This is a genomic window from Micromonospora sp. NPDC000121 (assembly GCF_042899165.1).
GTDB lineage: Bacteria > Actinomycetota > Actinomycetes > Mycobacteriales > Micromonosporaceae > Micromonospora.
The window spans coordinates 632,941-652,304 of the sequence record NZ_JBIAZP010000003.1 but is presented as its reverse complement, the minus strand read 5'-3'; the positions used below and the strand labels follow the sequence as shown (position 1 = coordinate 652,304).

General features: G+C 65.8%; 20 protein-coding genes, 2 pseudogenes and 1 riboswitch. Of the genes and pseudogenes, 14 read left to right on the top strand and 8 right to left on the bottom strand.

Annotated elements, in window-relative coordinates:
• The first annotated feature begins 172 nt into the window (after positions 1 to 172).
• The gene (locus ACFY23_RS13465; protein ID WP_350682380.1) at positions 173 to 748 is read left to right on the top strand and encodes a DinB family protein; all 576 of its coding nucleotides are present in this window, start codon (positions 173 to 175) and stop codon (positions 746 to 748) included.
• A 10-nt stretch (positions 749 to 758) separates the two neighbouring features.
• On the opposite strand, the pseudogene ACFY23_RS13460 reads toward ACFY23_RS13465, so the two are convergent.
• The 5 genes and pseudogenes from ACFY23_RS13460 to ACFY23_RS13440 form a co-directional block, all read right to left on the bottom strand.
• Positions 759 to 878 (bottom strand): annotated as a pseudogene (locus ACFY23_RS13460) (IS5/IS1182 family transposase); the annotation flags it as partial.
• Between the two features lie 122 nt (positions 879 to 1,000).
• A complete protein-coding gene (locus ACFY23_RS13455) occupies positions 1,001 to 1,519 on the bottom strand; it encodes an SDR family oxidoreductase (protein WP_350682382.1) in 519 nt (172 codons plus the stop codon).
• Positions 1,520 to 1,699 carry a hypothetical protein gene (locus tag ACFY23_RS13450; protein WP_350682384.1) on the bottom strand — a complete coding sequence of 60 codons (180 nt, stop codon included), beginning with the start codon at positions 1,697 to 1,699 and terminating at the stop codon, positions 1,520 to 1,522.
• Between the two features lie 239 nt (positions 1,700 to 1,938).
• Positions 1,939 to 2,679, bottom strand: coding sequence for a hypothetical protein (locus tag ACFY23_RS13445; RefSeq protein WP_350682386.1), 741 nt, complete (start codon positions 2,677 to 2,679; stop codon positions 1,939 to 1,941).
• 442 nt (positions 2,680 to 3,121) lie between these two features.
• Positions 3,122 to 3,394, bottom strand: coding sequence for a hypothetical protein (locus tag ACFY23_RS13440; protein ID WP_350682388.1), 273 nt, complete (start codon positions 3,392 to 3,394; stop codon positions 3,122 to 3,124).
• A 620-nt stretch (positions 3,395 to 4,014) separates the two neighbouring features.
• Here ACFY23_RS13440 and ACFY23_RS13435 point away from each other — a divergent pair.
• The 3 genes from ACFY23_RS13435 (at position 4,015) to ACFY23_RS13425 (ending at position 7,316) form a co-directional block, all read left to right on the top strand.
• The gene (locus ACFY23_RS13435; protein WP_350682390.1) at positions 4,015 to 5,295 is read left to right on the top strand and encodes a hypothetical protein; all 1,281 of its coding nucleotides are present in this window, start codon (positions 4,015 to 4,017) and stop codon (positions 5,293 to 5,295) included.
• Complete coding sequence (locus ACFY23_RS13430) at positions 5,238 to 5,612, top strand: protein NO VEIN domain-containing protein (protein ID WP_350682392.1); 375 nt, start codon at positions 5,238 to 5,240, stop codon at positions 5,610 to 5,612. The genes ACFY23_RS13435 and ACFY23_RS13430 overlap by 58 nt, the downstream gene beginning before the upstream one ends.
• Before the next feature lie 498 nt (positions 5,613 to 6,110).
• Positions 6,111 to 7,316, top strand: coding sequence for an ImmA/IrrE family metallo-endopeptidase (locus ACFY23_RS13425; RefSeq protein WP_350682394.1), 1,206 nt, complete (start codon positions 6,111 to 6,113; stop codon positions 7,314 to 7,316).
• A gap of 793 nt (positions 7,317 to 8,109) precedes the next feature.
• Here ACFY23_RS13425 and ACFY23_RS13420 read toward each other — a convergent pair.
• Positions 8,110 to 8,970, bottom strand: coding sequence for a PD-(D/E)XK nuclease family protein (locus tag ACFY23_RS13420; RefSeq protein ID WP_350819191.1), 861 nt, complete (start codon positions 8,968 to 8,970; stop codon positions 8,110 to 8,112).
• Between the two features lie 1,705 nt (positions 8,971 to 10,675).
• Here ACFY23_RS13420 and ACFY23_RS13415 point away from each other — a divergent pair.
• Complete coding sequence (locus tag ACFY23_RS13415; protein WP_350682398.1) at positions 10,676 to 10,870, top strand: AlpA family phage regulatory protein; 195 nt, start codon at positions 10,676 to 10,678, stop codon at positions 10,868 to 10,870.
• A 102-nt stretch (positions 10,871 to 10,972) separates the two neighbouring features.
• Here the strand turns inward: ACFY23_RS13415 and ACFY23_RS13410 are convergent, their stop codons facing one another.
• Both ACFY23_RS13410 and ACFY23_RS13405 read right to left on the bottom strand, forming a co-directional pair.
• On the bottom strand, positions 10,973 to 11,662 hold the full coding sequence (locus ACFY23_RS13410) for an HAD-IA family hydrolase (RefSeq protein WP_350682400.1): 690 nt from the start codon (positions 11,660 to 11,662) through the stop codon (positions 10,973 to 10,975).
• Complete coding sequence (locus ACFY23_RS13405) at positions 11,659 to 11,949, bottom strand: hypothetical protein (RefSeq protein ID WP_350682402.1); 291 nt, start codon at positions 11,947 to 11,949, stop codon at positions 11,659 to 11,661. Before ACFY23_RS13405 ends, ACFY23_RS13410 begins: the two co-directional genes overlap by 4 nt.
• Positions 11,950 to 12,026: 77 nt before the next feature.
• Here ACFY23_RS13405 and ACFY23_RS13400 point away from each other — a divergent pair.
• From ACFY23_RS13400 to ACFY23_RS13360, 9 genes and pseudogenes are all read left to right on the top strand, one after another.
• Positions 12,027 to 12,413, top strand: a pseudogene (locus tag ACFY23_RS13400) (replication initiator); the annotation flags it as partial.
• Positions 12,410 to 12,592, top strand: a complete 183-nt coding sequence (locus ACFY23_RS13395; RefSeq protein WP_250100979.1) for an AlpA family transcriptional regulator — start codon at positions 12,410 to 12,412, stop codon at positions 12,590 to 12,592. The pseudogene ACFY23_RS13400 and the gene ACFY23_RS13395, both read left to right, overlap by 4 nt.
• On the top strand, positions 12,592 to 13,830 hold the full coding sequence (locus ACFY23_RS13390; protein WP_350682404.1) for a tyrosine-type recombinase/integrase: 1,239 nt from the start codon (positions 12,592 to 12,594) through the stop codon (positions 13,828 to 13,830). Before ACFY23_RS13395 ends, ACFY23_RS13390 begins: the two co-directional genes overlap by 1 nt.
• A gap of 10 nt (positions 13,831 to 13,840) precedes the next feature.
• Entirely contained in the window at positions 13,841 to 14,842 is a 1,002-nt protein-coding gene (locus tag ACFY23_RS13385) for a hypothetical protein (protein WP_350682406.1), read from the top strand.
• Positions 14,843 to 15,035: 193 nt separating this feature from the next.
• The gene (locus ACFY23_RS13380; protein ID WP_350682408.1) at positions 15,036 to 15,593 is read left to right on the top strand and encodes an ATP-binding protein; all 558 of its coding nucleotides are present in this window, start codon (positions 15,036 to 15,038) and stop codon (positions 15,591 to 15,593) included.
• Positions 15,590 to 16,252, top strand: coding sequence for a response regulator transcription factor (locus tag ACFY23_RS13375; RefSeq protein ID WP_350682410.1), 663 nt, complete (start codon positions 15,590 to 15,592; stop codon positions 16,250 to 16,252). The genes ACFY23_RS13380 and ACFY23_RS13375 overlap by 4 nt, the downstream gene beginning before the upstream one ends.
• A 168-nt stretch (positions 16,253 to 16,420) precedes the next feature.
• Complete coding sequence (locus tag ACFY23_RS13370) at positions 16,421 to 17,113, top strand: RraA family protein (RefSeq protein WP_350682412.1); 693 nt, start codon at positions 16,421 to 16,423, stop codon at positions 17,111 to 17,113.
• A 172-nt stretch (positions 17,114 to 17,285) separates the two neighbouring features.
• Positions 17,286 to 17,397, top strand: a riboswitch (SAM riboswitch).
• A gap of 270 nt (positions 17,398 to 17,667) precedes the next feature.
• The gene (locus tag ACFY23_RS13365) at positions 17,668 to 18,540 is read left to right on the top strand and encodes an ABC transporter substrate-binding protein (RefSeq protein ID WP_350682413.1); all 873 of its coding nucleotides are present in this window, start codon (positions 17,668 to 17,670) and stop codon (positions 18,538 to 18,540) included.
• A gap of 43 nt (positions 18,541 to 18,583) precedes the next feature.
• The gene (locus ACFY23_RS13360) at positions 18,584 to 19,363 is read left to right on the top strand and encodes an amino acid ABC transporter permease (protein WP_350682414.1); all 780 of its coding nucleotides are present in this window, start codon (positions 18,584 to 18,586) and stop codon (positions 19,361 to 19,363) included.
• The last annotated feature ends 1 nt before the right edge of the window (position 19,364 follow it).

Here is a 19,364-nt window from a genome sequence, read left to right as displayed (position 1 = left end):
ACAACCGAAAGCTCGTGAGGGGTCACCGCGACATGACACTACCGCCAGCCCTCAGCAACCCCTCCGACACGCCGGACCTAACAAAGCACTACTAGTGCGTGTCCTGCCGATCATGAGCTCCGTGGATCGTCCGGGGCAGCGCCGACACCCAACCGGATGCCATAGTGCCGCGATGAAGGCAGACCTGCACAGTTACTTGAAGGGCGGCCGCGACGCGCTGCTGTGGAAGCTCGACGGGCTCAGCGAATACGATATTCGGCGTCCGATGACCCAGACCGCAACCAACCTGCTCGGTCTGGTGAAGCACTCGGCGGCCATGGAGATCCTCTACTTCGGCGTCGTGTTCGGCCGGCCGTTCGAGCAGGAGCTGCCGTGGGTCGGCGACGGAGCGGAGACCAATGCCGACATGTGGGCGACCGCGGATGAGACCCGCGAGGAGATCGTCGGACTGTACCGTCGCGCGATCGCCCACGCCGACACCACCATTGAAGCCCTTGCACTGGATGAAGTCGGCCGCGTGCCGTGGTGGGGCGATGCAGCGGTCACGTTGCACCACGTCCTGGTCCACGTCATCGCGGAAACACAACGGCACGCCGGCCACGCTGACATCGTGCGCGAACTCATCGACGGCGCGGCCGGGCTGCTGCCCAGGAACGACAACCTGCCCCCGGCCGACGAGTCATGGTGGCTGGACCACCGCCAGCGAGTGGAGCAGGCTGCCCTCGACGCCAGCAAACGCAGCAACTAGGTTCTGTCGATCATGGAAGCCAGATGATGGCGGCGATGAGGACGAGGCTGGCCCGGTAGAGGGATGCGCGTCTGGCGTAGCGGGTGGCCAGGTCGCGCCACTGCTTGAGGCGGTTGAAGCAGCGTTCCACCCGCGCACCACCGGCTCGGGCAGCAACGGCGCATCACCGCCCACGCCGCATCGGTCAACTCACCACGACGCACCACCGGCACATCGGCAACGACCAACCCCTACAAGATCGGCCGGACACGCCTAGACAGCCTCGGGGTCCGCCCCGTTCGCTGCTCGGCCGCCGTCGACCGGAAGGACGACACCGTTGATGAAGCCGGCCGCCGGGGAGAGAAGGAAGGCGATGGCGTCGGCCACCTCGGTAGGGGTGCCGACACGGCCGAGCGGATGCAGGGCCGCCATCTGCGCGTCGACCTCGGGGTGTTCCGCCCGGTATCCCTCGTAGCGGGCGGTTGTGATCGAGCCCAGGGCGACGGCGTTGGTGCGGATGCCGGCGGGTCCGTGGTCCACGGCGACGGCGCGAGTCAGTCCCTCGACGGCGGCCTTCGCGGTGGCGTAGGGCAGGGCGCCGCGCACGGCGCGCTGCGCCTGGTGGGAGGACACGTTGACGATGGCTCCCCGGCGGTTGTGATCCAGGAAGTGCCTGACCGCGGTGTGGCATCCCGTAACGGCCAGCGCCACGTTCGCAGTGATCAGGTCGAGGACTTCCGGCGCCGTCGCCGATGTGAGGCCGGCGTCCTGAAAGATCGCGGCGTTGTTCACCTACCCGACCAGAGGGCCGTCAGCCTCGGCCGCCGCGGCCGCCTGACGTGCCACGTCGGGATCCCTCGCATCGCCGGTCACGAGCCGGACGTGGTCGTGCCGCCAGTCGAGGCGTTCGGTCACGTCGAGCACGACCACGGCGCCGTCCGCGGTCAGGCGTTCGGCGACTGCGCGCCCCACGCCTTGCGCTCCTCCCGTCACGACGAATGAGGCCATTCTGGTCAACGGTCCCCTCTCCAGGTATGTGGCCAGGCCCGGACGGTTCTGCCGGCAGCCGTGCGCGGGCCGTTCTCATGCTGCCGTTGGGCGTTGGTGCGGGCGTGGCCTGCATGTCGGTCTCGAGGTTCACCGGCCGGCGCCGCTCGCCCGCCACCCGCTACCGCCGTCACAGCCACGCCCCACCGGCGCCGGCCGCCAACTCAGCGTCCGGCCAGCTTCTCCAGGTCGACCACGTCGGCAGCGGCCGGTTTCCTGATCTCGGCGAAGGGCGCACCGAACTCGGTGAAGGTCACCTGCCCCTCCTCGTCGGGCGGGGCATCCATACGCACCGGATAAGGCTCGCCGAACCTCGCCACCCACAGCGTGCCGCTGTCGCCGCCTTGATCGACGAGGCCAACGGCGGGGGTGCCGGCGACCTCGGTGGTCTCGTTCTTGGTCAACGTGCCTTCCGGCTCGAACAGCTTGTCAACGTCGACCAGGGTGAACAGCCCGCGGAGGCTCTTGTCATCGTCCGGGACGATCGCCCAGCGGTCACCAAGCAGAATGGCGATCCTGTCCGCCGCATTCGCGCCGGCGGTGAGCGCCCAGAATTTCTTGTCCGGGCGGATGTACCGATCGCCACCCACCGACAGCATCTCGACCGTCGCACCCTCCATCGTCACCGTCCCGTGCACATCCCTGCCGCTGAACTTGAAGTCCAGGCGTATCGGCGTGCCGTCAGCCTCGGCGAAGCCCTTGATGCGGAACGACTTCGCCGCCTTCGTCGCCGCGAGCGACTTCTCCAGAATCTGCTCCGGCGTGAGCCCGGCGACGCCGTTGTCGGCCGGTGTCGCCCAGACGGCCACGTCCACCCCGTCGCCAGCGCCCTCGCCGCAGCCCGTCAGCAGTACGGCCGCTACGGCCAGCGCCAGTGCCGTGCGCCTCATCGACGCGGTCCTCATGGTCAGCTCCTCCCGTGCCACCCCGTCACATGGCAGCGAGACAGGTTATCGCCGACCGGCGTGTAGGTGTGCACCGTCTGAGTGCGCGACGGCCGGCGCCGTTCGCTGTCGGCTCCGCCGGAAACTGACCCCGTGGTCTCAGGCGGGCCCCAGTACTTGTCGCAACCTGGGCGAACTCGCCGTAGCAGGCAGAGACCGATGGACGAGCGCTGGAAACCCGCGTTGAACGCCTTCGCCACCACCTTCAGCGACCGCTGAGGGCGAGGTCGCGGTCGGCGGTCGCGCTGTGGCATGCATCTTGATCCGTAGGTGCGTCCCGCATCCGTCGTCACCCGCCTCGCCTCCCCCGCTGGCTCGTGGCCGGTGTTGATCGGGTGGCGGCAACTGGAGTCGCGCTGGGGTCAGGCTGCGGTCAGTGAACGTCACTATCTGCCATCGTGGCCTACTCCGAGGACAGCCAGAGGCTGGGCAGCTCTATGTCCTCGGGAACGCCGTCGAGGACCAGGGAGGTGTTTACGCCGACCGGAGCAACCCGCGGATCGATGGACCTGGCACAGAAGTGCCGGACGCCGCGCACGGTGACCCTGTGCCGCACCGCGCCCTCGTTCAGCCACAGGAGATCGCCCTCGCGGATGTCCCCCAGCTCCGGGCGCCCGGTGACCACGATGCCAACACGAGGAACCGTAAAGGAGTCGGCGATGAACATCCGAGTCACGGGCACCTCCTTGAGATTCCGCTCCCAGACTGTCAGCTTGGGAATCGCACAAGATCCGGCCGCCGTACGGCGTTCCACCATCATCGGTCGCAGGTATCAGATTCCGCCGGGCGTCCCGCCGTCGCTCGTGTATGCCGTGTCGTACATGAGACTGGGGTCACCTCCGCCGCCCTTACCACGGAGCGTGCCGCGTTGGTTTCCGCGCCTGTCACGCGCGATCTGGCGGGTAGCAACCCGCGCGGCCCGCATGACGTCCGCGCGGCTCTGCGGCCGAGCCGCATGCCTGCGACGACGCAACAGCACCGCAATGGCGGCAAGCCCGCCCGCCAGTAGAACAGCCAGCAGCCCCCATGCCACCCCGGCACTACTCACACATCGACGTTAAGCCCAAGCGATTGCGACCAGTATCCGGCGTACAGGTCGACTCGTCCGTCGCCCACCAGCTCAGAGACCTGATCAAGGCTTTGAGCTGGTCTTTTGTTTGGTGCCGTTGGTTGACCTTGGTCATCGTTGGGTGGCGTTTGACGGCCTGGCCACGGCCTGGGACGGCCTGGAGACGGCCTGGCGTCCGCGGGACAAGGACTTTGTCGCACACCGGTGGCAATCTGTACTGCGTGCGCATGACCGATGACACCGGGCGGATGCTGAATGCCGAATTCGCGGTGGAGCCAGAGGGCCAGCGGCTTTCGGTGATCCTGGAAAGTGCTGGCGGCGTCACTGCCGTTGGCCCTGCCCGCAACTCCGACTACACCCCAGCCTTGGAACTGATTCTTCGTAGGCTGCGGACGTGGGGCGCTCTTCTTGTTGACGCCCTGGTCGACTCGCAGCGGACCGAGCAGCTGCCAGAGTCGGAGCGGAGGGTGCTGGATCGTTGCGTCAGGCTTTCAGACGTCGAGGACCTGGCGGCGTTCCGGCTTCAGCTCACCAGCCGGCAGGGTCGCATCGGTCAGGCACCCGGGGCGCAGAAGGCGGGCAACAACCGCAAGCGATTGCGGCTACGGGTGGAGGTCCCGGGATACGGCGTGACGGACGCTGCCCGCCTCGCTGCTGACCTAGCCAGAGGAGTCCCCGCGGGCTCGGCCACGCCCCGACCGGCCAGTCCCTTGCCGGCGCCCCGCCGAGCGGGAGAACCAGGCGTGGTGCGGCTCAACGAGTGGTGGCGTGACGATCCTGCCGAGTGCTACTGGCTGGAGATCACAGACCGCGACGACCTCGGCGCGAATGTCCAGGCGTTGCAGCGCGACGGCAGCGGTCGGGAGAACTGGTCATACGCGCTGGTGACGGCGCTCCGGCCGGGAGACATCGTCCTGCATTGGCATAAGACAAAGCACCAGGTGCCAGGCATCGTCGGCTACTCACGAGCCGTTGAGGGACCGTTCGAGGACGAGCTTGTCTGGCAGGCCCGCGGGACCTACGGCCAAAGCCGGCCGGCGAACCACGAGCCGCAACCGTCCTGGCGGTACGAGCTGACCGGCTACACCCCGCTGCCCGCACCCGTTGACCAGACGGCCTTACAGCACGCGGAGACAGCCCTCCGCCAGATCAGGCAGAAACTCGACGCGACGTACCAGGGTCCGCTGTACTTCCCGTTCGCCTTCTACGCGAGCCGTCCGGTGCGAGTCATGCAGGCGTATTTGGTGAAGCTGCCTCTGGCGATTCTCGATGCTGTTCCGGAGCTGGCCGCCGTACCGCGGGTCCACGCCTCGCGACCTGCGCGCTCTGCCCCCGGCCAGCAGCCGGCAACCCAGCGAGAGAAAGGCGATCTCGTGGCGGCTCGGGGTACATCGCCGACCCCATTCTTAGGCAGGCACTGGAACGACATGCAGTCAACCGAGCCGCCCCCTTGTACGACGGCTACGACATCGAAGAGATGGGCAAGCCCTACGACCTTCGCGCCGTGAAGGGCGACAAGGAGCTGCACATCGAGGTCAAGGGCTCGTCAGGTACCGCGGACACGGTGGAGCTGACCAAAAACGAGGTGCACCACGCGTACGACGCGGAAACCCATCTCGTGGTCGTCGACCAGATCCGGTGGTCGCGACTCCCGAACGGCGAGATCGTGACCAGCGGCGGACGGGTACGGCGCTGGACCTCTTGGACGCCGCACGACGACCACCTGGAGGCGATCCGCTACCGCTACCGACTGCCCACAGCGGACGCAGATCTGCCGGACCTGTCCGGCCCTGCGCCGGGACCGACCGCGGCGCGAGATGCGTGATTCGGTGGCAAGCCAGTCCCGGGTTTGGACTGGTGCGGCAGTCGGAAGCCCCAACCCCACCACCAAGGCCGACCTCTCCGGCTTCCGTCACGGCCTTTTGAGATCGCCGTACGGTGGATCTGGCACGGCATGGGGGCGGTGTCCCGGCGGCTGTCGGTGGCTCACCGCCCCGGCGCCGGAGGCGGCCGGGGCGGCTTGCCGCCGGCCGGGCTTGCCGCCCGCACCGCGCGAAGCGCGGTGCCTTGATCTACTAGAGGGCAACTCGGCAATGCCATCGGGATTCGCGCTAAATCCCTGGTCAGGCCTCCTGTGAGGCCGGGCATCCATCCATGTCGCGCGATCGACCCTCGCATTGTGTCGTACAGGCGTACTACTCTGTAGGCAAGACGGTGCAGCTGGTGGTGATCAAGCCGTCGCGCTATGTAGGGGCTCTCGTTGGGTATGTGAGAGCTTCAGGCCACCACGTACGCTACGTCTGCGGCCAAGGAGGTGTTAGCCATGAGTCCCCCCACCGGCACCACCTGGTACAGCTCGCTGCTAGCCGCCCTTGAGGCGGCTCGCTACACGCACGAAGAAGTTGTGGCAAGTGTTGTAGCTGAAGTCGGTGAGGATCCGGATTGGCTGAAGGCCGCACTTAGCGGCGATGTCGCACCTTCGGCATCGGAGTACCTGATTCTGTCAGCCGTTACGTCGATTCCTGTACCGGTTCTTGCTGGGCTGGTGGATCCCGCAGCCAGTACTGGGGTGGCCCTTCGAGCAGGCACCCTTGCAGCTCCCGGCGAAGCGACCGAGGCCGCGCAGCGGCGCGGGATCGAGTTGGTCGGTACGTCCCGTTTGATTTGCTCTTGGCTTGGGGCTGACTGGGCTGAGCGTGCTTCGCGGTTAGAGCGGGCCCGGAACATGATCTCGCATGAAGCATTCTCGCCGAATGCAGGCAAGTTTGCAGCTCAACAGGTTCGCGCCATGCTTGCCCGAATGAAGCTCATTTCCAGGGACGGCCCGATCGGTGATTTGGTCTCGTTGGTGGAGTCTCTGGGTATCCCTGTGGAGTTCAGGGAGGATCTACCTGAGGGAATTCATGGTTTGACTATTCATGACCAGTCCCTCGGTACTTGGGACTGCGCAATACTTATTCGCGTTCAAGACTTCTGGGTGCGTCAACGCTACACCTTAGCTCATGAGTTGTGTCATGTGCTGTATCGGGACTCTGGGCTAGTCTTTGTCAATGATGAGAAAGTGCCTGAGAGTGCCAAGGGTGAGGAAGTTCGCGCTGAAGCATTCGCGCGCCATTTTCTCGCTCCATCGTTAGAAGCGCGCGCCATCTGGTCATCTCACCTGAAAGGCAGCGGGGGAGATGTTAATAAGGCGCTGTGTGAGTTCATGTTGCACTTCGGTATTAGTCGGCAGGCCTCGATCCGCCTTCTCGTTGAGGAAAGGCTTGCGAAAAGGGCGTTGCTCCAGGAAATCGCGCAGTCCCCTGTGTGGAGCTGTATGCAGTCGGCGGGACTCGGGACAATCTGGGATGAGCTCGTCGAAGAGCAAGGTAAGGCCAGTGCTTCGGTATGGTTAGTGGAATCCGCGCTGCACCTGTACGAAGAAGGCCTCGTTCCTGCGAGTGTCGTAGCTAGCGCTCTTGGCCAGCCGGAAGACAACGTCAGGCGCGACCTTGAATTGCAAGGCTGGCAAGTGCGAGCGGATCTCTAATTCTGATCGCAAACAGTGCACTTGTCGCTAGAGGCGTCGCGACTGCAAGAAAAATAACTAGTACTGGCGCTCGGCTTAGCCTCGTCCGGGATGCCCGAGATTAGGCATGCTGCTGCATAGTCGGCGACCACATCATCAGGTTGGATCGAACCCCACGCGTGGCACAGCAGTTCTCGAAGTAGATGTCCGAAATGGCGTGATGGGATATTCGGATTTTGGCGGTCTGCGACGTAGCTGGCGCCCGCGTCGTTGGTTAGGAGGACCGAGTTTGTCCGCTGTAGCGCGGCGACGATCAAAGTCGCCTCGCCCGCGTGCTTCTTAGTGAGTCCGTGCACTTGCGCTCCCGGCTTCCGTCGAGCGGCCTCGTATGAACGCAACTGATCATGGACAACCTGCAGTCGTGCGGCAAGCTCCTGAGACATAGGCAATTCTTGTATTCCCAGTCGGGCGCTGTTGAGGAAAAAATTGCGCGCCTTAACCGCTGCCGGCTGAATGCCCCTGGGTTCCGCGTTCGTTGCTCGTGCCTTTAGGCGTACTTCGTCTCGAACGGCATCCGTGGTCGCTGCGCGGTCTTCATACAATTCCTGAAACAGTGTCGCCCCGTTGATTCGAGTAGATGCCCCGAGAGAAAAAAGAATGCCTGCATCGACGAGTGCGAAGCGCCGGTGATCGCCTCGCGGTATTACGTTATTTGGAAAGGCGTGAGAAGCAGGATTATTTTGCGTGCTCCGGGCAGGAATGCCACTGATGTGGCGGCGACGGAACATCCCAGGATTTGGAGTTGGACGCGTCATTAGAAGGGTGCTCCTAGCTGGACGGGGCGCTCGTCAGGGGGACGAGGTGCGGCGGTTCCGGATGCTGCGTCAGGGCACCATATCGCCATTGGGCATGTCGTGCAGTGGGCACTTGGCCGGGCCTGCCATTCGGTGTCGTAATGCCACTGCCCTACTCGGTTGCTAACGCGAGTTTCCGCAATCAGCATCACAGTATCGTCGCTGGTGCGGTACGAAAAGAGCGCAGCCCCTTGAGGTGTCAGTACTTCGAGCTCTACGACTCCTTCGGTGCATCCAAAGCGAGTCGTCCAGCCGCCGCCTAGGAGCGTCAGCAGCCAGTAAACAATTCCTTCGAACCCGTCGCGTGCCCTATCTGCGTCAATAGGTAGTTCACCCTTGGTGGTCTTGGTTTCTCGAACTACCAGATCTTTGCCCCGTAAGTAGATCGCATCGGGTGCCGAAGCAATGATGGTGTCTGCCGTGCGATCCCAGCCGTAGAGGGGAGACTCCAAAAGGGTAAGGCCTACTTCGTGCGATATAGGGCATTGCTTTATGTGATGCAGCAAAAAGGGGCGTATAGTTGCATAGGTTGCATCATCGAAGTCTTGGAAGGCGACGTCATGAGGGCTCCGGCGAGAGAGCTCGGGTAGGTCATGTTCGCTGCACGGCATGGACCTAGCGTGAGCAACACGGAGCCAACGGTGTACGGCGCGGCCCCGATCCGCCTCCTCCCCGTAGGCCTCGACGTCAAGGTCTGGCGGGAGCCTAAGCTTCCGTTCCATATGCCACCGAGCCGGACATCGCTCGTATATGTGAAGATCGGTCGCTGATATCGAGCGGGTATAAGCGCCCGGTCCTATTTGATGCAGCGCCCCATCCATGGATATGACGGCGTCGCAGGCGCCCACCGCTTTGCAGTTTTCGCAGTTGCGGCCAGGAGAAGGGTCGGCGCCTTCGAAAAGTTCTAGCGCCCTGGGGCGCACGGAAGACCGGTACCGGTCGCTCAGTTCTCGCGGATGAACTCGGTCAAAGATTATCGTGTCAGACGACTTTCCGTTGCTGAAGAGCCCTACCTCGGCAACGGTCACCGATAGCGTCTCTTGGCCGACGATCCGTGCGGCTGCGTATCCAGCAAGCTCAGCCCATCTCGTAACTGCGCTCTTAGCGTGCTTAAGCCGCACGCGGTGAACTTCTACATGTCCTTCTTCTGAGCGGTAGGTCGGGCCCCAATAGGATATTTGACCATTGCTAGTTACCCTTGCCTGCAAGTCATACCCTATGTACTTGAGGGCGAATCCTAGCTCTTCTTCCCGTGACTCCAGAAAGTCTAGGTAGTTGTCAATTGCTCTTATGAGAAAATTTCTTAGAATAGGGCGTGCATCACGCGCATGCGCCACAGCGGCTTTGTGGGCATCCTCGTGTGTGCGTCCCATTCGACGATAACTGTGAAATACCTGCAGGGCCTCAAATAATTGCTTAAGCGGTATTTCTTCCCGATCATACGTTAGGGCCCAGCCGTGAGCGCCACTCACCTTGGAGCGATATCGGGTCTTCACATACGCGTACTGTCGGCAAAGGTTTTCGCTCTCGACGTCGGTGGCAGACGCTCTGAACATCTCTGCCGGAGTAAGGCTAAATCCCTTGGGACTCCAAGCTGTCACGAGACTGGCCCTCCCTGCACCCGAGCCGTAGCTTCCCACATCTAGTGGGGCCCCGGGGGTAGGTGCGAGGCGTGTTGCCCAACGTGAATGCCGCTTGCTGGGCCAAAAGCGTATACTCCTGGCATCCCGGATGCTGGCTGCGCAAGGGTCAAGGGCGTTGGAGTCAGTCGGTAGATCCGGCCTAGATGGCTCTACTGCCAAGCCCTGGTTGTTGTCGAGGGGGTGAGCTGCGGTGGGTCCTTGGCGACGGCGTCGGGCTTGTTAGCAACCTAATGCCTGCTCTTAGTGCGTACAGCTCTCTGCGAGCTGCGGCCTCGCCCGCCCCGTCCAACTGGTAGCCGTCCAGCCAAACCCAGCCGTGATAGGTGTCTAGCTCCGTGCGGATCTTGATGAGGCGAAAGAAGATCGGTCGTACGAACTGTGGGCTGGCTGCACGGGTTAGGTGCAGGACGTCACCGGGTTTCACGTCGGCTCTTCCTGTCGCGCCAAGCTCGTAGGGTTTCGCCGGCCGCTGACAGGCGTGGGCATCCGTCGTCGGAGCACTGCCGGCAGGCGGCGCGGTTGTGGAAGTCGACGACGTTGCCCGCCATCAGGACGAGGAACGGGGGCTCTGGTCGCTGCTGCGGGATCGACATGGCCTACCTCTGGTTGAGGCGCGTCGCGGCGTTCCTGGGGCGCCAGCCTCCTGCCTTGGTCATCAGGGGACGCTCTGGTGCGGGGACGGCGGCGCGACCAGTCCATCTATGCGGCTCCCGGCCGTACCTGGATGGGGTTGGCTCACCGGCTACGTAGTCGACAGGTTGGCCGGGGCGTTGGAACCACTTAAACCTAGTCATGCGTAAAGGGTAAGCGACTAGGGCCTGCGGTAACTAGGTGTCCGTCAACTTGACTAACGCCTAGTCGGCGTGTGCCTAGCGTCAGCGTCATGGGCAGGAAGCTGCGGTTGGTGGGGTCGGGGGAGATCCGGATCATGCTCGGTGGCGTCTCGCGCCAGCGCGTCTACCAGATCACCAACCGGCGCGACTTCCCTGAGCCCGTAGCGACGCTCCAGATGGGCAACGTCTGGCTTGCCGAAGACGTTGAGGCGTGGATCGCTGCCAAGCGCGGGGACCTGGACTAGCTCCAAGGTGGCTCCACCGCGATCCCGGGCCGGGGTAAACTGACGGCACGAGAAACGCCCCGGTGACGATCTCCCGGGGCGCTCGTGTGCGGTGTTGTGGTGCTACAGCTCGTCGACGGCGAAGGCGGTCACCAGTTCGGCCATGCTGTCGATGACGACATCTGCGACGGCGAACCGTTCGCGCTTGCCGGGCTTGTTGGCGTATCCGATGGTGGCGACTCCGGCGGCGTGGGCGGCCTCGATGTCGCTGACCGAGTCGCCGACGAGTACGCATTCCGCCGGCTCCGCGCCCAGCTCGCGGACGGCTGCCAGTACAGGAAACGGGTCCGGCTTCATCCGCTCGGGTGCGGCCTCGGGTCGGCCGATGACCGGGTGCACGTACGAGGTGAGTCGGCGGGCGCTCAGGTAGGCGTGGATGGAGGCGGCCGAGTTGTTTGACACAACGGCGATCCGGCGGCCGGTCTGGTGGGCGGCGACGATGACTTCCCGGCCGTACGGGGTCGGCTCGGCGGTGCGGGCCGCGGTGACTTCCTCGCGGGTCATGGCCTCGTCGACTAGGCGGACGACGGCGAGGCGCCCAAGGGTGGCGGTGAAGCGGAGTACGGCGAGCGGGTCGCGTTCGGCCAGGATCTCGGGCGGCAGGGTGACGGCCTGGTCGACGAGCAGCCGGCGCAACTCATGGGCGACGGTCGACGCCGAGTGTTGGGCGAAGATGCTGCATACCGGGCCGTCGAAGTCGAGCAGGATCACGCGGGCGCGGTCGATCACCTTGGCCAGGTCGGGGGCGGTCACGAGGCGTACTCGCGGGCGATGGTGCCCCACATGCTGTCGAACCAGGCGCGGGCCTGCTCGACGTAGAGGGCGTCATTGCTGCTGTCCTCGTCGCTGGGCGTGAACGGGAAGAGGATCGCGTCCTTACCCATCGCGTCGTAGATCGCCATCGGCTTGCCCTCGACGGAGACGGTGTGCTCGACGACCGGATAGAAGCCGAAGAACGCTTCCTGCTCGTTGATGATGAACAGCTTGAACAGCGGGGCGGCCCTATGGACGCGTACCTCGGTGGTGGCGGTCTTAACCAACCCGAGGTCGGCAAGCTCCTGGACGGCGTCGGTGAGGGCGTGGATCGACCGGTCGGTGATGCGGCGGGCTCGGGCGGGGCCGCTGCAAGGGCAAGGTCCACCAGCGCGACACCCTCGGAATCGGCGGCCGGCGCATCCTCATCTCCCGTGACTGGTCGGGCAAGACGCTGACCGACCACAAGCACGACGTACGGGCCTGGGTGCGGGCGTTGCTCGGCGTCACCGTCGGCCTGAATGGCGTCGACAACCAGGGCACCGACGTCGAACCGGTCCGGCACGCCTGGGAACTCGCCCGGCCCGACGATCCCGACGTTCCTGCTATGGCGCACCGGCTCCTACGGTCGATCAGCGAACGCGCCCGGTGGCGCTCCGAGCTGCTGGCTGCGAAGGACAGGGCCGCACAGCCGCCGTCGAGCACATCACCGGACGGAGCGACGCACGACACGGGGGAGGGGCAGCAATGAAGACGGTCGACGAGCTGTGGACGATCCGGGACGTGTCGGCGTACCTCCGGGTGCCCGCCGAGACGCTGTACCGCTGGCGCAAGGTCAAGTACGGTCCGCCGGCGGCCCGGGTCGGTCGACACCTGCGGTACGAGCCGGATTCGGTCCGGGCGTGGGTACGTGAGCAGGCGGCGGCCTGATGGGACACGTAGAAGACCGCTGGCACAAGGTGATCCGGCACCCCGGCGGACGGAAGGAGCGGATCAAGTCGGATCTGTTCGGCAAGGGGATGCGCTACCGGGTTCGGTACATCGGCCCAGACGGCAGGGAACGCAGCCAGTCCTTCCCGGACCGGGCCAAGCGCGACGCTGACGCCTTCCTCGTCTCCACGGAGACGGACAAGCTCCGGGGCTCGTACGTCGACCCGTCCGCCGGCCGAATCACCTTCGCCGAGTACGCCGAGAGCTGGTTACGTACGCGCTCCTTCGACGAGTCGACCCGGGAGAGCACGGAGTTCCGGGTACGGAAGCACTTGCTGCCGTTCTTCGGCTCTCGGCAACTGGCCTCGATCAAGCCGGGGCACATCCGGGAGTGGGACGCCGGGATGGTCGGCAAGTTGGCCCCGGCGACCCGGGCCGTCGTCTTCGCTCACCTGCGGACCATTCTCGGCGCGGCTGTCGACGACGAGCGCATCGCCAAGAATCCGTGTTCGGCCGCCTCGGTCAAGCCGCCCCGGCCGGTACAACGTCGCGTCGTTCCGTGGCGGGCCGACGAGGTTTCGGCAATCCGCGGTGGCCTCGCTGAGCGGTACCGCCCAATGGTCGACCTGGGCGCCGGCTGTGGGCTGCGGCAAGGGGAGATCTTCGGGCTCGGCGTCGATGACGTCGACTTCGCGTCGGGCTGGGTTCACGTCGTTCGGCAAGTGAAGGTGGTCCGCTCCCGGCTGGTCTTCGGCCTGCCCAAGAACGATCGGGACCGTCGAGTCCCGCTGCCCGACTCGGTGGCACAGTCGCTCAAAGAGCACGCCGACAAGTACCCTCCGCTGTCGATCACTCTGCCGTGGGAAGACCCGTTCAGCGACGAGCGGGTGACGGTGCCACTGATCTTCACCACCACCCGGCGGGGTGCGATCAAGCGGGCCACCTTCGACGGGAAGAGCTGGCGTCCTGCGGTCGAAGCTGCCGGCATCGTCCCGACCCGGGCGACGGGGATGCACGCGCTGCGCCACTTCTACGCCTCGGCGCTGCTCGACGCGGGGGAGAGCATCAAGGCCCTTGCTTCGTACCTTGGGCACTCCGACCCCGGCTTCACGCTCCGGGTCTACACCCACCTGATGCCGGCCAGCGAGGAACGCACCCGCCGAGCCATCGACGAGGTTTTCACAAGCCAGCAGACCGCAGATCGGTTGCAGGTATCGCGGGCGGCGTGGGAACTATAGAATCTTGCCGGTGAGTGACATCAAATGGTCGAGTTTGGCCGAAGAGGCCTTGGTTCGGCACCTCGAATTGCTCTTTGCGGCGACAAAGCCGAACGCGACCATTCGCCGTGAGGCTCGGGTGCTCGGCGGATTTTTGCCGGACCTTATCATTGAAGATCCGGAAGAGGTCCGCATAGTTGAAGTCAAGGGAAACTATCCGCAAACGGTCTCGCGGCTACTTGACGTCCGAGATCAGCTTTTGACGTACCGTGAAGCGGCTTCCACGCTCTACCCGAATAGGCCTGTTCGGTTGACGTTGGCAATACCCGGAACCCTCACGCCTGACAAGATGGCCGCCTTAACTTCGGCTGGCATTGACGTCTGGGATAAGCATTGGTTCGGTCAACTTGGCCGTACGTCCAGTGCGTCGAGCACGGTTGATTCGTGGTCTTCTCGCGGGGATAATCCTCGCGTATCGAATCAGAATGGCATTCAGATTGAAGAGCTGCCGGCTGGTCAGTGGGGTGAGCGTCTTTTTGGGATTGAACCCGGAAAGAAGGACTGGTCAGCGTATCAAAAGCTATGTCGCGAGGCTTTCGAATATCTATTCTGCCCGGAGCTCTCCAAGGCTATAGAGGAGAGCCCTAATGCGTCCGGGGTCAATAGGCGGGATTTTATTATGCCGAACTACTCTGACTCGGGATTCTGGGCATTCCTTCGAAGTCACTATCGAGCAGATTTTGTGGTTGTGGATGCTAAAAACTTGCAAGGATTGGTTAGCAAGGTGAACGTGCTTCAGGTTTGTAACTATATGTCTCCGCATGGAACGGGGTTGTTTAGTGTAATTGTGACGCGAAGAGGTATTGATCGCGCGGCGGATTTTGTTAGACGCGAGCAGTGGATGCTGCATAGGAAGATGTTAATCATTCTGAATGATGAGGATATGCTCCAAATGTTTCAGAACAGAGCAAATGGCGAGGATCCGTCAATAGTTCTGAGACAGAGGATCGAGGATTTCCGTTTGGCTTTCTGATGGCCGTCCAGGGGCGCAATCACTCGGACGGCCTGGTGGCGGCCTACTAGCTTAGGCTGCAAGGCTTTTTCCTGGTCAGCGGGGGTGCCACGGTCATAATCCGGCGTACAGGTCGACTCGTCCGTCGCCCACCAGGTCACAGCCTCGGTCAAGGCTGCGACCTGGTCGCACGTCGGGGCGTCCATGGGTGTTGGTGGTCATCATCGGACCGCGTTCGACGCCCGACGACGAGCCCGCTCTCGCGCCCACTGGTGCGCACGCCATGCCCGGTAGCGCCCCACCCGCCCTTGCCGGCCACCTCCGTCGATGCCGTGGCCTTGCGTGTCTTGTCGACGAGGACGATCAGCAGGACGAACGCGATGACGGCGGTGGCGGTGCGGATGTCGTGGTAGATCTCCCAGCGGCTCAGGAGTTCGGCGTGGTCGGGCGGAAGCGAGCCCGTGGACCATGTCTTGAGCCGACGGCGGTCGACCGGGCCGCGTACCGGATCGTCCAGGAGTCACTGACCAATGTCGCCCGCCACGCCGGCCCCGCCACAGCGTTGGTGTGCATCAACTACGCCCCGGACACGCTCACCGTACGTGTCGATGACGACGGGAAAGCCACGCCGAAGACCGAGCCGGTGCCCGGTGTCGGGCTGCTCGGCATGCGCGAACGCGTCACCGCCCTCGGCGGTCGGCTGCACGCTGGGCCTCGACCCGAGGGCGGCTTCACGGTGCAGGCCACCCTTCCCGTGGATCAGGCGTCGTGATCCGCGTCTTGTTCGTTGACGACCAGCCACTGCTGCGCGGTGGATTCCGGGCGCTGCTCGACGCAGAGGATGACATCGACGTCGTGGCGGAGGCCGCCAACGGCCGCGAAGGCGTCGCGCTGGCCGCCCAGCACCGACCGGACGTAGCGCTGATCGACATCCAGATGCCCGTCATGGACGGCATCGAGGCCACCCGGCACGTCGCCGCGAACCCCGACCTGCGCGGGGTTCATGTGGTCATCCTGACCAACTACGGCTTCGACGAGTACGTCTTCAACGCCCTGCGCGCCGGCGCCACCGGCTTCCTCGTCAAGGACATCGAACCCACCGACCTCCTCCACGCCGTACGGGTCGCCGCCCGCGGCGACGCCCTCCTCGCACCGTCGATCACCCGACGCTTGATCAGCGAGTACGTGCACCGGCCAACCCCGACTGCGGACGACGCGGCGCTCACCCAACTCACCAACCGGGAGCGCGAAGTGGTCACCCTGGTGGCCCGAGGACTGTCCAACGAGCAGATCGCGGCGCGCCTGGTGATCAGCCCGATGACCGCCAAGACCCACGTCAACCGGGCCATGGTCAAACTGCATGCCCGCGACCGCGCCCAACTAGTGATCTTCGCCTATGAGACGGGGCTGGTCACCGCGTCACAGCCGTGATGTCCGAGTCGGCAGCCCAGGCGACGACGTGACTGCTCGACGGCGTGCCGCGGCGCCTCGTCGGTTGATCACCTGCCGGGCCAGCGGGTCCGGATTGGACCTGGCCACCACGCGGGCCGGCCTCCCTACGATGACGGTCCACGCCTCGGACACCGCCGGGAGGACCCCATGCCGGAGCGCTTCGCCGACCTGTCCACGCCGCTGATCGCCGACGCCTGCGTACGGCTGGGCGTGCCGCTGCGCGCCGCGCCGGCCGGCATCCGGGCGGTCGTCCCCGGCCACCGCCTCGCCGGGCGGGTGCTGCCGGTGCGCCACCACGGCAGCGTCGACGTGTTCCTGGAGGCGTACGCGGCCGCGGCCCCGGGCGACGTGCTGGTGATCGACAACGGCGGTCGGACGGACGAGGCGTGCGTCGGCGACCTGGCGGTGCTGGAGGGCGTCGCGGCCGGCATCGCGGGCCTCGTGGTCTGGGGCCTGCACCGGGACACGCCCGAGCTGGTGGAGATCGGCCTGCCCGTGTTCAGCTACGGCAGCCTGCCGCTGGGCCCGGACCGCCTCGACGAGCGGGGGCCGCAGACGCTCACCAGCGCCCGGGTGGGACCGCACCTGGTGAGCGCCGACGACCTCGTCGTCGCCGACGACGACGGGGTGCTGTTCGTCCCCGCCGGTCGGGCCGGGGAGGTGTTCGCGGCGGCGCAGCGGATCCGGGGCGTCGAGCGGATCCAGGCGCAGCGCATCCGCGCCGGCGAGACGCTGCGCGAGCAGACCGGGTTCGCCGACTACCTCGCCCGCCGCGCCACCGACCCCGGCTACACCTTCCGGCAGCACCTGCGGCGCGTGGGCGGCGCGATCGAGGAGTGACGGCCCCCGGGCCGGCCCCGGGCCGCCGCCCCGCCGGGGCGGCCTCGGCGTCGGCCTCGGTGCCTGCCCGGGTCGGCACCGGTCTCCCCCGCGCCGCCGGGCGGCGGCGACACGTGAGGGTGGTCATAGCGGCTGGACGCCCCACCATGGGGGGCTGCTAGCCTCGTCGGCAGGTCATGAGCGCCAGCGTCAAGCCCCGGCTCGCTGGCCGGCAACCCTCGTCCGCGCAGGGGTGCCCCGGGTGAAGACCAGGCACCGGAGCCGCTCCGGTGCAAGCGTGGCCTGGTTCCCAGGTCAGCAACGACCGAGGAGAGCCATGCCCTTCCGCATCTGCGTCATACCGACGGACCCCGCCGCGACCCCGGCGCCGCCCCTGACCCGGCGCCGCCACGTCGACATGATGCGGGTCTGCAGCGCCTCGTGTCGCCCCGGCGACCCGCGCTAGCCGCGCACCGACCCCCTTCCCAGGACCACCTTCAGCGGTACGCCCCACCGGGCGCACCGCCGGCGACGCACGCCCGTGCCCGCCGTCGGAGACACCTTTCGGAGACACTGTGCGATTCCTTCCCGCCCTCACCCGCGCCGCCGCCCTCGGCGTCGCCGCCGTTCTCGCCGCCACCACCCTGACCGCCTGCGGCGGCGACGCCTCCGAGGCGGCCGACAACCCGTACAACCTGCTCCAGCCGGGTGTGCTGCGCACCGGCACGCTCACCGACGCCCCGCCGAACGTCTTCCTGAAGGACGGCAAGTTCACCGGCTTCGACAACGACCTGCTCACCGCCGTCGCCGCCAAGATCGGCCTGAAGGTCGAGTTCGTCGGGACGGACTTCTCGGCGCTGCTCTCCCAGGTCAACACCCGCAAGTTCGACGTCGGCAGCTCCTCGATCACCATCACCGAGGCGCGGAAGAAGACCGTCGACTTCGGCAACGGCTACGACTTCGCCCACTTCGGCCTCGACGTGCCGGCCGGCTCCTCGATCACCGGCTTCGACCAGCTCGCCGGCAAGCGGGTCGCGGTCGTCCAGGGCACCGTTCAGGACGACTACGCCACCGGGAAGAACCTGAACCCGGTGCGGGTGCCCGACTACAACACCGCCCTCAACCTGCTCAAGGCGGGCACGGCCGACGCGTGGATCGCCCCGGCCGAGATCGGCGAGAAGATGGCCGGCGACAGCGGGGGCAAGGTCAAGATGGTGGCGAAGGAGCTCAGCCCGGCCCCCACGGCGTACGCGGTCGCGAAGGGCAACGACAAGCTGCGCGAGGCGCTGAACAAGGGCCTCGACGAGGTGATCGCCGACGGCACGTGGAGCCGCCTGCAGGCCCAGTACTACCCGGGCCGGCCGATCCCGGCCGACTTCAAGCCCGGCAGCGGCACGGTTCCGGTGCCGTCGGCGTCGGCCGCGCCGTCGGCGTCGGCCGCCTCCTGAGGCGTAACGGACGACGAGCGAGCGGAGCGGTAGGAGAGACGACATGGATCCGTTGAGCACCCTGTGGGAGACCTTCTTCGACTGGGACTCCATGCGCGAGGCGCTGCCCGAGATGTTGACGGTCGGGCTGCCCAACACGCTGATCCTGGCGATCTCCGCCGCTCTGCTCGGCTCGGTGCTGGGCATGGGGCTGGCCGTCGCCGGCATCTCGCGTACGCGATGGTTGCGCTGGCCGGCGCGGGTCTACACCGACGTGTTCCGCGGCCTGCCGGCCGCGGCGACCATCCTGCTCATCGGCGTCGGCCTGGCGCCGCTGGGCATGGAGGTGTGGGGGCCCAACCCGTACCCCCTGGGCATCCTGGCGCTGTCGCTGATCGCGGCGGCCTACATCGGCGAGATCTTCCGCTCCGGCATCCAGTCCGTGGAGGCCGCCCAGTTGGAGGGGGCCCGGGCGCTGGGCCTGTCCTGGGGCGAGGCGATGCGCCTGGTGATCGTGCCGCAGGGCATCCGCCGCGTGCTGCCGGCCTGGGTGAACCAGCTGATCGCGCTGATCAAGGACTCCAGCCTGGTCTACTTCCTTGGCCTGCTGGCCAGCCAGCGGGAGCTGTTCCGGATCGGGCAGGACTACGCGGCGAACACCGGCAACCAGTCGGCGCTGCTGCTGGCCGGCCTGTTCTACCTGGTGCTGACCGTGCCGCTGACCCACGCCGTGAACTGGATCGACCGACGGCTGCGGCACGGCCGGCAGGCCGCCGCGCCCGCCGACGCCGACGACGACCTCGACCTGGCGCTGCCCGGCGCCGCGGGAGGGAACCAGCGATGAG